This window comes from Mucilaginibacter frigoritolerans (assembly GCF_007830615.1).
Lineage (GTDB): Bacteria > Bacteroidota > Bacteroidia > Sphingobacteriales > Sphingobacteriaceae > Mucilaginibacter > Mucilaginibacter frigoritolerans.
Map to the genome: position 1 here is coordinate 89,839 of NZ_VLLI01000009.1, position 14,858 is coordinate 104,696.

A 14,858-nucleotide genomic window follows, 5' to 3' on the forward strand; every position below is an offset into this window, starting at 1 on the left:
TAACAACCTGGCATGAGTAATAACGATATCATGAAAAAACTCCGTGTAGCACTTCAGTTTACGGATGATGACATTATTGAAGTTTTAAAACTGGCTGATTTTCGTATCACCAAAACAGAACTGGGAGCAATCTTCCGTAAAGAAGACCATCCCAATTTTAAGCCTTGTGGCGATCAGATATTACGCAACTTTTTAAATGGTCTGATTATTTACAAACGCGGACCGAAAAAACAGGACTAAGCCTTGCTCATTCCTTTCGTACAATGCTATTATTTACTACAATTTCTTTAAGCAGACCTGCCGAATTCTTAGGGTCCATTTTGTATTGCTTCTCATCTGATTGAGACATTTTTACGATATCAGAATTGGTTTGATTGAGCTGCTTTATAAGGCTATTGATTTTGCTCAGGTGCGAGTTAAATATTTTCACACGGTTATTGTAACCATCAAGCTGATTATTTTTGGCAATTGCACTAGCTTCTTTGGATGTATCCGCTACCCCAACAATGTAAGGCTGTAAATTACCTACTGTAGTTAATACAGGTGTAAGGGAAGAGGTAGTATCCTTTTCGTTTAATTTAACCAAGGTTAATTTTGAAGGATCAGGATTGTAATCAACCAGACCCGAATACTCACTTAAAATATTCGAAACCAACTGGTGCTGGGTACGATATGCATCCTCAATTAATTTGGTTTTAATATTGTTTTTAAAGCCGTTAAATAACAAGGAAGTAAAATCATAGGCCCTTGTCCTTAGAACTGCATTTTGGACTGAATAATAATTACTCAATGTTTTACTTTTGGTATAAAGCATTCCTAAATTGGTACTTAATAGCTGAAAGTTAGGGTTCCCGCTGCTCATTAATGAAATATCTGCTTCATTACCGAAAGAATAAAATTGCTTCCCATAAATCTCAAGGTCATCTATTCTTTCATATGAAGATAAAAAGTAAAGTCTGTAATGTTGATATTCTGAATCGGGATCATTGATCTGGTCATAACAGATCTGCAAAAAATCTTGTATGGCCTTATCATTCAATATTTGATAAATATTGGCATTAGGACTTGGTTTCCATCTAAATAAAGATAATTTACCTTTAAATTCAAGTTCTTCGGCATTATTAACCCTTAAAGAATCAAACAGCTTTGCAATAAATGATACTTGCACACCTGCTTGCAAAGCATGGTTATTGTTAACCAATGCATACAGACTATCCTGTATGGTAAAATAGTTTTCGCTATTGTTCCAATATGAAGGTTCCAAAGGCGGTACCAATAAACGGTTGGTCTTTGTATCTACAAAGACGAAGGTGCCCAGAGGATAAATATTCTGAAAATTATTCTCCAGCATTGACATACTTGTCATTGAAGTGGAATCCATTCTCAATAAAAAACTAAGCACCTTGTTATGTTCCAGTTGTAAACCTAAATTTTCAACCGATTCAAAACTGGTATTTTCCTTTTCAGGGATTACAATTGGAATGTAGTAAACCTCATTTTTATCTTTATTAAGGGTTTCATAATCCTTCCTTACAATAGCAGAAGTTTCATCTTCACCATTTTGGCCATAAAAGGAAACAGTATCATTTTTACCTATAGAAACCTCCTTTTCCCTTTCGTCGCCGGGTGCCAGTTTTACCAACGACCTGACTTTAAAATCGCCTGATTTTTTATTGATCTTGTAAAACACGGTCACTACATTTTTGGTAGTGTTCTTGATCTTAAACTTAAAGCTTTCGGCACTTACTTTGAAAGAAACTAAACTAAAAAGCAGAAAAAACAAGGTAGCCGCGGAGGTAATAAAGCTTTTTTTTGAAGTTAGGGTAAAGGACAGAGGTATTGATTTTTGTTGGGTTGATAGAGCAGATTGGGTTAACATAGATGTTTGTTTATAGTTTACAGCTCAATAAATTAAGCTGATATGGAATGATTAGCAAAAATCAAACCTTTTTATAATCTGTTATATATAAAACTTAAAGTAAAGGAATTTAATGCTTTTAGATGCGTCCGGTAATTTCAACTTCATTATTTCTTCATTTAAGCATTAAAAATAACCATAGATAAAACCACTACTTGTTTTCAATAACCTTGTATTGTCCGCTTTTAAGCATCTTTTGTTCCTGTGCTGTAAATGGTTGCCTGCCTCCAAAATCCTGTACCCAATAGTTATGGTATAAAGCAATACCCACTTCTTTAAAAGCAGGGTTCATTAAGTTTTTGCAATGACCTTCACTTTTAATCCAACCTTGCATAACTTCTGCAATACTTTGCTGTCCCATTGCAATATTTTCACCAATTGCAAAACTTCTATAGCCTTTGAAATAATACCCAGCAACTACAACGCGATCTTCCAGGTTGCGTCCGTCTTTACTGGTATGGCTAAAATAGTCTTTATCTGCCATGTCCTTTGCGTGTCCTTTGGCTGCTAGTTCCAAATTATCGTTCCAAACAATAGGTGGGGCAGGAGGCATATAATTAACCCCACAGTTACATCCTCTTTGACGAATATGATTGATATCTTCCAGAAATTCGCGTTTAAAATCCTGTTTACTTATATAGCGTTGACTGTAAGCACTAAAACAACCGGTTAGCATTATAATCGTAAATAATCCTTTCAATAATATTTTCATATTAATAAGACAATCTATGAGCTTGGTGGTTTAATAAGTACTGAACCTTATACGCTTTTTTGTTGTTAATAGATACTGTCTTTTTTGCGTCTGTTAATTATAAAAACCGCAACAATCACCATCATGATGATAACTAATAATATTATAACGAGGTTATTTTTTTGGCGGAGCTGTTTTTGTAAGACTTCCGAATATTGTAGGTATAAACTTTTTTTTTCTGCAATGAGTCCAACTTTCTCTTTTGGATGAAAGCTTGCGCATTCATACTGGCAATCAACTTAGCCCGTTCATCTCTGCGGATGCTTTCATTTAGTGAATCGCGCTTCTTTAACATCATTGCTTCCTTTGGATAGTTTTTAACGCGATTATAAAGCATTGCATAATTTTTCAATACTTCTGATTCTATTTTGGGATAATGGTGTGTGATGGAGAGTTGCAAAGCTTCATTTAGATCGCTCATGGCAAGTGTATAATCTTCTATGTCACTTTTAATAGCTGATAATGTGATCAGGGAAGCAATAATATTAGGTACATCATTTTTTAAACGCGAAAGGTTATTTGATTGCAGTATAAACCATTTAGCCTGGGTATACTTTTTTTGAGCGAAATATACTTTGGTCAGGTTGTCAAAACACAATCTTAAACCTAAAGTATCATCATATATAGAATATTGGTGCAATGCTAGCATGGTATAGCTAATAGCTTCATTTTGATACAGTGATTTTTGCTTTTTATTACTCAACGTATCGTAATTTAAGTAGCGTAAAGATATTTCGGTATACAAAGGGCCCTTTAGTAATTCGTACTTATTTGCTTTTAGCTGTTGCTTAAGCTCATCAATCCCCATTACTTTTATATTTTTCTTCACGCTGTCAACATGTACAGCTTCAACAATTCTTAAGCTATCAGCTTGCTTTAATTTTAGGCTATCGGCATGACTCAAAATCAATAATGCCCTGAGGCTTTCGGTGTTATCTGTCATTGCGAATAATTTCTTATTACCGGTGAATTTCAAACTGTCCGGAAGATTATTGAATGCCAGTAACCTAACGCTGTAGACGTGGTTTTCGGTTCGAGCTAACTGATATGTTTGATTCGCCTTAAAGTCGGTGAATGCTCTTAAACTATCCGTCTTATTTTTAGATGAAACGGTTTTTGAAGTATCAGAACAAGTACTGGCTGATAATTTAAAACAGGCAAATAGCATTATAAATAGAGTAGCAGCAATTTTCATAATTTATCAGCAGAAAACAGGGACATAAATATAATTAACTATATTCAAATAGCATGCCTTTTACCTGTAAACATAATAATGGGATCTTATTTATGTGAAAAATGGGACAATTATTGCATTTGCAGCACATTTTTCAACTAATAACTTCAACAATAGACTTATCTAGAATATAAAAGTGGCTGAATATTACAATAATTAGTACAGTAATTCTGCTAATTTGGATAGGAGCCTACTAGCGGATAGCTTGTTCGTACTTCTGGATAAAAGAATCAAAGGTTTTACTCTTCTTTAAGATGAGATTAAAAAGCGCTATGCCTGTACAAGCACAGGTAATCCCGGCAAGCACATCCAAAATATAATGATGACTTGCATAAACTGCAGTAAACCAAATACCCAGCATCACAATGGCAAAAAGTACATTCACAATACCCAACCTGTTTTTAATGCCGTAATACAAAACTACAACAGGATAGGAGGAATGCAATGATGGCATTGCAGCAAAAACATTAGATCCTTTAGAATAAATTGACTTAAAAATATTTGCGTGAAAATATTGATCAAACTTGGCCAGCCCGGCAGTATTACCTGGAGTATGTGCATGAAAAACAAAACCATGATATTCTACATACCATGGTGGTGCGGCAGGATATAGGTAATAAATAACAAACCCAATTAAGTTTATTAAAACAAACGTCATTGAAAAATAAAGGAATTGCTTTCTGTTTTTGAAAAACAAAAATCCTGCAAATGCCAAGGGAACAGGAACCCAGCATAAGTAAAATATACCGGTAACGATATCTAAAAAGGCAGTTCCGTTTACGCGCCAATATTCATTTGGAGTTAGCAGTTTCCCATTGATGTTAATCCCGAAGATTCTTTTTTCCAGGTTATATAAATCGGCAATATGAACGGTATTGTAGTTATAGTTCGGAAAGGCTTTCATATAATCGAATATGATCCAATAAACTATAAAAATGGAAAAGCCTAAAATAAATTTACGTGTAATTGCAGTAAAGAAATAAAGCAGACAAAATATGCCTATCAATACCAATTGGTCTGATTTAAAACCAACCAGTTTCCACGAAAGCAATAAGTAAAGTATTGATATTGCAAAAACAACAAAAACAGAACGCAAAGTTATCTTTGCACCATCAGTCACAGCATTTACCATGCTATTTCTTTAAAAAGTCTGAACGGAAAATCTTATCCCAAAGAGGAGAGCTGACACCATAACCCTTATCAGGATCCTGGTAATGGTGCAACATGTGGTGTTGTTTTATTTTTTTCCAAATGTTGCCCTTAAAGTTAAAGTGGTGGATTGCATAATGGGATATATCATAAAAAAGGTACCCCAATATAAATCCAGGGAAAAATCCCCAAATATTGTCAGCAGGTAATATCGCTTTAAACAAAAAGAAAAAACCGGTTGCCAAAGGAATGCTTACTGATGGAGGCAATACCAAACGCTTGGCGTCACTTGGATAATCATGATGAACACCATGGAAAATAAAGTGAAGCCTCATGGCCCAGTCTTTACCCTCAGGCACGTAATGAAATACAAAGCGGTGCATTATGTATTCTACAAACGTCCATACAAAAAGGCCCAAAGCAAATAACTCAAAAAAGGTTAATATACCTATTGAAAGTTCAAACGACTCATAAATGCTAAAAGCAATAACCGGTATAAATATGAAAAGAGGTACAGTAAAATGAACTTTTGATAAGCTTTCCAGCAAGTCACTTTTAAACATCCTTACTGATTCCTGTGAATTTGAAACGTATTTTTTTTTCATAGCCTTTCAGGTGTTAAAATTTTATAATTTCTCTGCCTGTAAACGATTTTTTAAATGTTATTTTAAATATAACTATTCAAAATGAACACCCAATTTTAATAAAGAATTATTTAACAAAAAAGATATTATGAAATTGTTGCGAAGATATGATATTTACTGCTTTTAGCGACCGTTTTTTGTTAACAAAGCATCACATTATTCGTGCTCTTGTTCCATTAAACTCTTTTTGGCATCCATTAACCTGTTAAACGCGGTAACATTAGTTAACACTGCTAATATGGCAATAGGAATGGTAAATATTGTCATCGTTTCAAAAATCTGAAACTTGGTGCCCGGTAAGTACACTTTGTAATCCCCACCTATGTATAAGGATGTTATTCCGCATAAAACGGCGCATAAACCAATGGTAACCACACGTTCTGGGCGTTGCATTAGGCCACCTTTACATTCAATACCCAGACCCTCTGCACGTGCCCTTACATAACTCACCATCATGGAGCCGATAAGCGCAATAAATGCGAATATGGAACTTAAAAAGTAATGATGACCAACCAGATAATAGCATATCCCTAAAAACATAATTAGTTCACTATAGCGATCAAGTACTGAATCGTAGAGTGCTCCAAATACTGATTTCATGTTACCTAATCTTGCTACCTGGCCATCAAGCATATCAAATAAACCTGCAAATAAAATTAAACCACCTGCCCAGCCTACATAGCTTAAATCACCACGGTTGCCTTCTTCAGCGCCCAAAATAAATATTACTGCAACGCCGACATTTAATGCAAAACCTATAGAAGTAACAGCATTTGGAGTAAGTCCCAGCTTAATAAAAACTTTAACTACAGGGTCAATTACTTTATAAATGCCCAACTGCAGGTTTGTACGAAGGGATGTTTGTTGTTCCATAACTGTTTGCAAAATTAGAAGTTGAATTGAACTAAAGTACGTATACCCCATTTAGCAATATCCGGATGATCCAGATAGGTAAATCGTTTAACCAAATCAATACGTACAAATTTAAAAATGTTTTCAATACCAACACTACCTTCAACATAAGGTGTTTTTCCTAACGCATAAGTAATTGGTTGCCCTGTTCCTGTAACAGGATACTGATATAATGAAGGATGTAACGATGGATCATTGGTACTGGATACACCACCATAAATAGCTTTAAAGGAAGCTGTTTCTCTCCACTTCAATTTTTTCAGCAATGGAATTTTATTAAAAAAGAATCCGTTAAAGTGCTGGTCAATATCTATACTTTCATAATGATCACCTACAAACTCCAAAAAATTCATTAAGTTGTAAGAGTAAATATCATAAGCATAAGTTTGATTTGCACGGAAAATATTAAGCAGTGGATAAGGCACTTGTCCAAATATTTTCCCACCTTCAACTGTTACATCGGCCCAACCTAATTGCGACAGATAAAAACGTTTATCAATACGGGCATGCAGCTTTTGATAACTATACTGACCGCCTACTACATCTTTTATGCCGGCATCATAATCCAATGAAAAAACCGGATTTTTACTGGGCACTGGGATTCTGTAAATTTTACCCTGATAAAACTGCTCATTTGGTGCATATCGCAAACCAATTGTGAAGTCGGTAGTGATTAAATTATGGATATTCTGAGGTAAACCATTATTGTCAAGATTTATAAAGTATAAAGATCCAGCCGGTGACTGATTAAGGCTGCTTAAGCCAAAACTGTATGAAAAATGGTTTTCAAACTCATGGACATAATCCAGCCTGTAAGCAAGGTCATATAGATATTTATCATTATTACCACGTTTAAACGAAAGTAAGAAGTTATCTTCCTGAACAAACTGTAGGTTTTCTCCGGGGATATGCGTGTCATATTGTACGCTCGCCCTTATGTAATTTTGAGGGAATTTGTAAATGGATTTATCATTTAAGGAGTACGTAGCACTTAAAAAACCCTTCCACTTTTCATCCTTAAAACCATAAGATGCATATGTTTCAAAATAATACCGTTTGCTTAGTTCGGGAGTAGTGCGGCCGCCAAAACGTAGTTTCAAACCTTCAATGGGGTTAAAGCTATAAAAGGTATTTGCGGGGCCAATTTCATACCATCCCTCATCTTTATACCCGGCTAATAATAGTGTAGCTATATCAAGGGTTCGCCTGAAAGATGGCATGTTCCTTAAACTATCCGTATTTTTATAAACTTTTGATTCAGCAGTAGTTAATGTATCCAGGCGGTTTTGTGCCCAAAACTGGTCACTTCTGTTTTTTGCTGCCTCCGGAACAGCATCTTCCTGATTTTTATAGGTTGTATCCGCGCGAGGATTATTTACGATGTAATTTTTATAGACAATTTCCCTGATTCCAAACAGGGCTCCGTTTTTACTTCGGTTAAACCCAAAGTCGGCAAGAGTTGTGCTTTTACTTAAATGATAACGACCATCGGGATTCTGTTCAAACTCCAGGTTAACCGACATTGTGTTCACAAAGTTTAGATTGATGTTTTTGTTAATGGTTAAATCCGCCTTTTGCACAGCATAATTACCATCAAGGGTGATGTAAATTTTACCTACAAATAAAACATCAGTGGTATTTCTAGGAGTAAAACTTAGTTCAACCAGTTTTTGATTATTTACCACAACAGTATCGGTAATAAAAAACTTGTAAAAAGTAGGGGCGGAATTGGCAATAGGACTTAAAAAGTTAGTAGTCATAAGGAATACTACATTTGAGTAAATATCAACCTTATAATACATGTGCTTAAAGTACACGGTTAAGCCTTCATTATCAATTGCTCCGCCAAAGTTTACTGTCTTTTGCCCCAGGGTTATCGTTTTTTCTCTCTCCGGATTTTTACGATAATAGTATTGAGATAACTTTTCATCTAAAAATACGGGTAATAGTGACTTTCCGGGTACGGTTGTACTATCTCTGTTATCTAAAACAAACGCATATTTTTTCAAGCCTTTTTTCTGGGAGGCGTCTTTTGATACATTGCTCAAAGAAAACTGCATTTTATCGTATTCTTTGTACTCAACATAATCATAGCTGGTAGGCCTGTTTTTCTCCTTGTTTTCAATAACCTTACGGATCAACTCCACAGCTGGGTTATCTTTGTTGCGATATCTGGGTTTCTTACCTGATTTTACTACAACCTCGTCCAATTGTGAAGCCAGCGGCAACATTCTTAAATTTATTTCCTGTTCTTTACCTACAGTAACAGTGGTTACGGCATCCTTATATCCTAAAAACGATGCTTTTATTTTGGTTACAGGTTTATCTGTCTGAATGCTGTATTTCCCCTGATTGTCTGTATTTACACCGATGGTTGTACCAGGAAATGAAACGGCAACAAAAGGTAATGGTTTTCTATTTGAGGCATCAATTACGGTACCTGAAACAACAGTAGTTTGTGCGAAGAGGGTAGTAGTAGAAAATAAAAAAAGTATTATATAATATAACTTCTTGTGAAAATATTTTAAATCCATGTAGTTTATGAAAATACAATTCTGTTTTTATTAACGTACGAAATTTGATTCATCAGTGATTCTATTTATTAACGGTATTTGTTTTGCTATTCTTATTACCATTTTGTTTTGAAAATTTCACTGCCAATGAGCACTCGGGGTAAAATGCTAAAGAACTGCGAAGGTAAAAAAAATACAAACGGACTTTTGTGGTCAAAAAGTCAAATATGTTAATTTGTGATATGGTCATTTATATTTTTTAAGAAATCATTTTTAAAATATCTTAAACCATACAACGGTATTCACTATGATATTAGTATAGATGCCTGCTAATACATCGTCCATCATTATACCCCATCCTGAGGGTAACTCTTCCATCTTACGGATAAAAAGGGGTTTAACTATATCAAAAAAGCGAAATAATATAAGAGCAAGTATTACATATTTAACACTTACAGGTACAAATAGCAAGCCAATACACATTCCAGCTACTTCGTCAATAACCACACGAGCAGGATCTTTTCCCCATATTTTTTCAACGATGGATGATGACCATACACCTAACAGGGTAATTGCAATGGTAATTGAAACGGCGAGAATGAGTGGGGGATAATCACCAGCCCAGGCAAAGTACCAGCAAATACAACAAGCTACTGCAGCAACAGTACCCGCCCCTTTGCCAATATAGCCTATACCCAGGCTGGTGGATGATAGTTTATGAAATAGCATTATAAAGAATCAACCAATTCCTGGTAATAATCTAACCCAAGGTGAGTGATCAGGTCTTCGCCCATTAAGTGGCGTAAAGTATTTTGCAATTTAATTAACTGTTTGAAAATATCATTTTCTGGTGGCAAGCCTTCTGCTGTTTGAGGAGACTTTAGGTAAAATGATAACCATTCCTGTATGCCACTCAAATTAGCCCTTTTAGCTAAATCACTAAATAAAGCCAAATCCAAAGCTATTGGAGCTGCTAAAATTGAATCGCGGCAAAGGAAATTGATTTTAATTTGCATTTTGTAGCCTAACCAGCCAAAAATGTCAATGTTATCCCAGCTTTCTTTATTATCTCCGTGTGGAGGGTAATAGTCAATACGGATTTTGTGGTACAGATCTCCGTATAGTTCAGGGTTGGTTTCTGGTTTTAAAATATCTTCCAGTACGCCTAGTTTTGAAACTTCTTTAGTTTTAAAGTTATCCGGATCATCCAATACTAAACCATCACGGTTACCTAAAATATTGGTTGAGAACCAGCCGCTTACACCTAATGAACGTGCAGCAAGACCTGGTGCCAATATAGTTTTCATTAAAGTTTGACCAGTTTTAAAGTCTTTTCCGGCAATTGGAGTTTCTGTTAATTTAGCTAGCTCAATCAAAGCCGGGATGTCAACAGTTAAGTTTGGCGCACCATTTGAAAAAGGGATACCTAACTTTAATGCTGCGTAAGCATATATCATACTAGGCGATATACGTTTGTCATCATCAAGCAAAGCTTGTTCAAACTTAGCAAGGCTACTGTGAATGTCAGTTGCTTCGTAGTAAATTTCAGTTGATCCGCACCAGATTAAAACTATACGGCTGCAACCATTTTTTTCCTTGAAGTTTTTGATGTCATTCATCACTTCTTGTGCAAGCTCATATCTTGTACCGGTTTTAACGTGGGTAGCAGTAAGATTTTTAGCGTAGTTACTGTCAAAAGCTGCTTTCATAGGCACAACCACTTCCAATTCGGATTTAACAGCATTTAATAAACCAGGCTCAAGCACTTTTGCTTTCGTTGCTGCTTCATAAACGTTGTCAGAGTATACATCCCATCCACCAAAAACTATATCGTTCAAATTAGCCAGAGGAACAAAATCTTTAACTTTAGGATTACGGTTTTCAGTTCTTTTACCTAAACGGATGTTTCCCATTTGTGTAAGTGAACCAATAGGTTGTGATATGCCTTTTTTCACAGCTTCAACACCGGCAATAAGTGTAGTTGCCACGGCACCAAGTCCCGGAATTAAAATACCGAGTTTGCCATCGGCAGGTTTGATATTAGTTTTCATTGTTTTATATTATAAACGTTATATAATTATTATAGCTTACAGCCATTTATTTGCTTTATACCACTTTAATGTTTTGGTAACTCCGGCTCTAAGATCATGTTCGGGGGAGAAATCTATACCAGATCTGGCTTGTTTAATATCGCAGTACCAGTTAACAGCCATTAGCTCATTTAATTTTTCAATATTCAAAACAGCGGCTTCATTCCTCAAAGAACTATATTTTTCTGATAGCAAAGCAATAAATTTTACAAAAATTACAGGTAAATGAAACTTTACCGTTTTCAAATTTAATGTTTCTTTTATAAGTTTTCCTAATTCGTAACGATCATAATACTGTCCGTCTGATAGGTTATAAGTTTTTTGATTGTCTTTCGCGTATAATGCTAAAACAGCGGCTTTGGCAACATCGGTAACATAAATAAAACTGAATTTTTGCTGCATGTTACCAATATATGGTTCAATACCTTTTGCTACCTGCTTAAAAAAAATAAAAATATCACGATCACGTGGCCCGTACACTCCGGTTGGCCTCAAAATACTATAATTTAACGACGAAAATGTTTTTAAATTTTCTTCAGCCAGTAACTTACTTTTTCCATAAGCTGTTACCGGATTAGCTAAAGTATCCTCCGTTATAATACCTTCAAGGGTATTTAACGGACCCACTGCGGCAAGGCTGCTGATGAGCACCATTTTTTTTACTGGGTGGGCGTTTTTAACAATTGCAGATGCGATGTTATTGGTATAATCTGCATTTATATGATTATATTCAGCTACTGACCTGGCTTTTGTAATGCCTGCGGCATGAATAATATAATCATATTTTTTTTCATTAAATTCAGTTACCAAAGCATCTATATTATCAAAATCTGGATAGGTATATTTAATATCCAAATTTTTTAAATGATCAATTTTACTGCTTTTTCTTACAGCAACGTAAACTTCAAGATCATCTTTAAGTGCTTCCTGTATTAAATGATAGCCTACAAATCCGCTGGCACCGGTTATTAAAACCCGTTCTTTCATATCGCTTTTTCGTAAATCCTATACTTTTTGTACGGATCTCCTTTAATAGCTATGATAGCCTCATTGATCAATGTATTGTTTTCTAAAGTCCAGCCTGCTTCAGCATGCTTGTAGCCTTTTTGTTTATATTCTTTTATAATAGTACCATAAAGGCAGGCTTCAATACCCATTTTACGATAGCCATCAACTACCCCAAGTGCATAAATGCGCAGGCTTTTAACTTTACTTTTGTTTAATAAGATGGTAAAAATACCGGTTGGTAATAAACGGCCTCTTTTAACTTTTTTCAAAACCTCATTAAAGTTTGGTAAAGCCAGGCCAAAAGCAACAATTTTACCATTTTGCTCGGCAACTAACGCAAAATCAGGGTCAAGTATAAGCTTAAGGTCTTTTGCCAGGTAATCAAACTCTTCATCGGTCAAAGGCACAAATCCGGTGTTTTGATCCCATGCAGAATTATATACCTCTCTTAATTTGGCGGTCTCTTTTTTGAAATTTTTCAGATTGACTTTTCTGATAATTATATTATTCCGTTTTAAACGTTCCTGCAGTGCATTTAATAACCTAACTGATTTATCGTCATAGTTACTACCTTCCCAATGCCATGCTATCAGGTCTACCTGTTTCTCAAAACCAGCCTTTTCAATTAAACCTGCATAATAAGGATAATTATACGTCTGCAATAAAAACGGTGAACTGTCAAACCCCTGAACTAACAAGCCACAAGCTTCATTGGTTGAAAAATTAACGGGACCTATAAATTTTTGATCAACGCCTTTATCCTTTATCCACTTAGCTGCGGCTTCAAATAGCAGATTGGCCGTCTCCTGGTCATCAATGCAATCAAAAAAGCCCCAAAAACCATCATTACGATGATTATAAGCATTATGATTGTTGTTTAAAATAGATGCTATACGACCTATCACTTTATCACCATCATATGCTAAAAAGCATTGAAGTGATGAATGTTTGTGAAAAGGGTGGGTGGTTAGTAAATCTTTTTGGGCAATAAACAACTCCGGTACGTAATAGGGATCGTTTTTGTAAAGCTCGTGCGGAAAATCAATAAATGTAGCAAGTTCTTTTTTTGAATTAACCTGTACTATTTTTTTCATTTAAATGATTAGAATTTATATTGGTCTGATTATAGCAGAAAAAACAATGACAGCCGTAATGTCTGTCATTGTTTTTTGTTTATTAAATTTTGCCTGGTTAAAAGCAAAAGGTTTATATTTTTTCTTTTTCCTTTTCTTTTATAGAAGTTACACCTACTTCTTTAAACGCTTTTGCAATTTTCTCAACGGCTTCATCAATCTGATCGAAAGAATGGGTAGCCATTAATGAGAAACGTAATAAAGAAGAATCAGAAGGAACAGCCGGTGATACTACCGGGTTCACAAATATCCCCTGATTTTGAAGGTATTTGGTAACAAGGAACGTTTTATGATTATCGCGAACGTAAATTGGTAGAATAGGACTTTCAGTAGGGCCAAGGTCAAAGCCTTCTTCTAAAAGCAGTTTCATTGCATAATTGGTATTATCCCAAAGCTTAGCGATACGTTCCGGCTCTGATTCAATAATATCTAGCGCTGCAATTACACTGGCAACTGAACCTGGAGTCATACTGGCACTAAACATTAATGCACGTGCACGGTGTTTTAAATAATCAATAGTTTCTGCGTCAGCAGCAATAAACCCACCCAATGAAGCCAATGATTTACTGAAAGTACCCATTATCAGGTCAACATCATCAGTAAGATTAAAGTGTGATGCTGTACCAGCACCTTTATGGCCAATTACACCCAAACTATGAGCATCATCAACCATAATATTAGCCCCAAATTGATCAGCTATCTGTACAATTTCAGGTAATTTAACAATATCACCTTCCATACTGAATATCCCGTCAACAGCAATTAATTTAACAGCTTCTTCAGGCAAGATACTCAGCTTACGCTGAAGATCTTCCATATCATTATGGGCGTATTTAATAACCTTTGAAAATGATAAACGGCTACCATCTATTAATGAAGCATGATCATACTCATCAAGTATTAAATAATCGTTACGCCCGGTTATGCTTGAAAGCACCCCCAGATTAACCTGAAAACCGGTACTAAATAATACTGCAGCTTCTTTACCAACATATTTGGCAAGCCTATTTTCCAGTTCGATGTGTATATCAAGAGTTCCATTCAAAAATCTTGATCCGGCACAACCTGTTCCGTATTTATCTATTGCTTTTTTAGACGCTTCCTTAATTTTAGGATGATTCGTTAATCCCAAATACGAATTAGAACCAAACATTAATACACGCTTGTGATCGATAATGACTTCCGTATCCTGCCCAGACTCTATTGGTCTGAAATAAGGATATAGCCCAGCCTCCCGGATGATATTCGCATCCTGGAATTGAGCAATTTTCTCATGTAATTTTTTAACCATGTATTAACCCAGCTTAAATTTTTTGTAAAAATACCATGAATTAGGTTATAACTTATTATTTAGTATGTAATTTTTTTTGAACAACCTTAATTGCAATCGTGTTCCCATCCGGCAAATTAATTAAATTTTTTATTTATTTAATGACACATTTTTTCATTTTTTTGTAAATGACCTGAAAAACAGTCTGATTGATGTTTTTTTTGACATTAAACAGT

Annotated in this window: 13 protein-coding genes; 1 reads left to right on the forward strand and 12 read right to left on the reverse strand. The window is 35.2% G+C overall.

Annotated features, from left to right (window positions below; all coding sequences use genetic code 11):
• The first annotated feature begins 12 nt into the window (after positions 1–12).
• Positions 13–240, forward strand: coding sequence for a DUF1456 family protein (locus JN11_RS15650; protein ID WP_144914052.1), 228 nt, complete (start codon positions 13–15; stop codon positions 238–240).
• Positions 241–247: 7 nt separating this feature from the next.
• Here the strand turns inward: JN11_RS15650 and JN11_RS15655 are convergent, their stop codons facing one another.
• The 12 genes from JN11_RS15655 to spt all read right to left on the reverse strand — a co-directional run bounded on the left by JN11_RS15655 (position 248) and on the right by spt (position 14,643).
• On the reverse strand, positions 248–1,879 hold the full coding sequence (locus JN11_RS15655) for a hypothetical protein (RefSeq protein ID WP_144914053.1): 1,632 nt from the start codon (positions 1,877–1,879) through the stop codon (positions 248–250).
• A 190-nt stretch (positions 1,880–2,069) separates the two neighbouring features.
• On the reverse strand, positions 2,070–2,630 hold the full coding sequence (locus JN11_RS15660; RefSeq protein ID WP_144914055.1) for a CAP domain-containing protein: 561 nt from the start codon (positions 2,628–2,630) through the stop codon (positions 2,070–2,072).
• Between the two features lie 142 nt (positions 2,631–2,772).
• On the reverse strand, positions 2,773–3,864 hold the full coding sequence (locus JN11_RS15665) for a hypothetical protein (RefSeq protein ID WP_144914057.1): 1,092 nt from the start codon (positions 3,862–3,864) through the stop codon (positions 2,773–2,775).
• 232 nt (positions 3,865–4,096) lie between these two features.
• Positions 4,097–5,035: a phosphatase PAP2 family protein gene (locus tag JN11_RS15670; protein WP_144914058.1), complete on the reverse strand. Its 939-nt coding sequence runs from the start codon at positions 5,033–5,035 to the stop codon at positions 4,097–4,099.
• Position 5,036: 1 nt separating this feature from the next.
• Entirely contained in the window at positions 5,037–5,657 is a 621-nt protein-coding gene (locus JN11_RS15675) for a sterol desaturase family protein (RefSeq protein WP_144914060.1), read from the reverse strand.
• A gap of 195 nt (positions 5,658–5,852) precedes the next feature.
• Complete coding sequence (locus JN11_RS15680; protein WP_144914062.1) at positions 5,853–6,569, reverse strand: CDP-alcohol phosphatidyltransferase family protein; 717 nt, start codon at positions 6,567–6,569, stop codon at positions 5,853–5,855.
• A gap of 14 nt (positions 6,570–6,583) precedes the next feature.
• A complete protein-coding gene (locus tag JN11_RS15685; RefSeq protein ID WP_144914064.1) occupies positions 6,584–9,142 on the reverse strand; it encodes a DUF5686 and carboxypeptidase-like regulatory domain-containing protein in 2,559 nt (852 codons plus the stop codon).
• A gap of 252 nt (positions 9,143–9,394) precedes the next feature.
• Entirely contained in the window at positions 9,395–9,850 is a 456-nt protein-coding gene (locus JN11_RS15690) for a phosphatidylglycerophosphatase A family protein (RefSeq protein ID WP_170227767.1), read from the reverse strand.
• The gene (locus JN11_RS15695; protein ID WP_144914067.1) at positions 9,850–11,172 is read right to left on the reverse strand and encodes an inositol-3-phosphate synthase; all 1,323 of its coding nucleotides are present in this window, start codon (positions 11,170–11,172) and stop codon (positions 9,850–9,852) included. Before JN11_RS15695 ends, JN11_RS15690 begins: the two co-directional genes overlap by 1 nt.
• A 36-nt stretch (positions 11,173–11,208) precedes the next feature.
• Positions 11,209–12,198 (reverse strand): NAD-dependent epimerase/dehydratase family protein, encoded by a 990-nt coding sequence (locus tag JN11_RS15700; RefSeq protein ID WP_144914069.1) that lies wholly within the window; start codon positions 12,196–12,198, stop codon positions 11,209–11,211.
• Complete coding sequence (locus JN11_RS15705) at positions 12,195–13,313, reverse strand: GNAT family N-acetyltransferase (protein ID WP_144914070.1); 1,119 nt, start codon at positions 13,311–13,313, stop codon at positions 12,195–12,197. The genes JN11_RS15700 and JN11_RS15705 overlap by 4 nt, the downstream gene beginning before the upstream one ends.
• 112 nt (positions 13,314–13,425) lie before the next feature.
• Positions 13,426–14,643: a serine palmitoyltransferase gene (gene spt, locus JN11_RS15710; protein WP_144914072.1), complete on the reverse strand. Its 1,218-nt coding sequence runs from the start codon at positions 14,641–14,643 to the stop codon at positions 13,426–13,428.
• Between the last annotated feature and the right edge of the window lie 215 nt (positions 14,644–14,858).

Coding starts and splice junctions, on each gene's coding strand:
- JN11_RS15670 (WP_144914058.1), bottom strand. CDS start 5,035: ATGGTAAATGCTGTGACTGATGGTGCAAAGATAACTTTGCGTTCTGTT.
- spt (WP_144914072.1), bottom strand. CDS start 14,643: ATGGTTAAAAAATTACATGAGAAAATTGCTCAATTCCAGGATGCGAAT.
- JN11_RS15680 (WP_144914062.1), bottom strand. CDS start 6,569: ATGGAACAACAAACATCCCTTCGTACAAACCTGCAGTTGGGCATTTAT.
- JN11_RS15690 (WP_170227767.1), bottom strand. CDS start 9,850: ATGCTATTTCATAAACTATCATCCACCAGCCTGGGTATAGGCTATATT.
- JN11_RS15700 (WP_144914069.1), bottom strand. CDS start 12,198: ATGAAAGAACGGGTTTTAATAACCGGTGCCAGCGGATTTGTAGGCTAT.
- JN11_RS15675 (WP_144914060.1), bottom strand. CDS start 5,657: ATGAAAAAAAAATACGTTTCAAATTCACAGGAATCAGTAAGGATGTTT.
- JN11_RS15685 (WP_144914064.1), bottom strand. CDS start 9,142: ATGGATTTAAAATATTTTCACAAGAAGTTATATTATATAATACTTTTT.
- JN11_RS15695 (WP_144914067.1), bottom strand. CDS start 11,172: ATGAAAACTAATATCAAACCTGCCGATGGCAAACTCGGTATTTTAATT.
- JN11_RS15655 (WP_144914053.1), bottom strand. CDS start 1,879: ATGTTAACCCAATCTGCTCTATCAACCCAACAAAAATCAATACCTCTG.
- JN11_RS15705 (WP_144914070.1), bottom strand. CDS start 13,313: ATGAAAAAAATAGTACAGGTTAATTCAAAAAAAGAACTTGCTACATTT.
- JN11_RS15665 (WP_144914057.1), bottom strand. CDS start 3,864: ATGAAAATTGCTGCTACTCTATTTATAATGCTATTTGCCTGTTTTAAA.
- JN11_RS15660 (WP_144914055.1), bottom strand. CDS start 2,630: ATGAAAATATTATTGAAAGGATTATTTACGATTATAATGCTAACCGGT.
- JN11_RS15650 (WP_144914052.1), top strand. CDS start 13: ATGAGTAATAACGATATCATGAAAAAACTCCGTGTAGCACTTCAGTTT.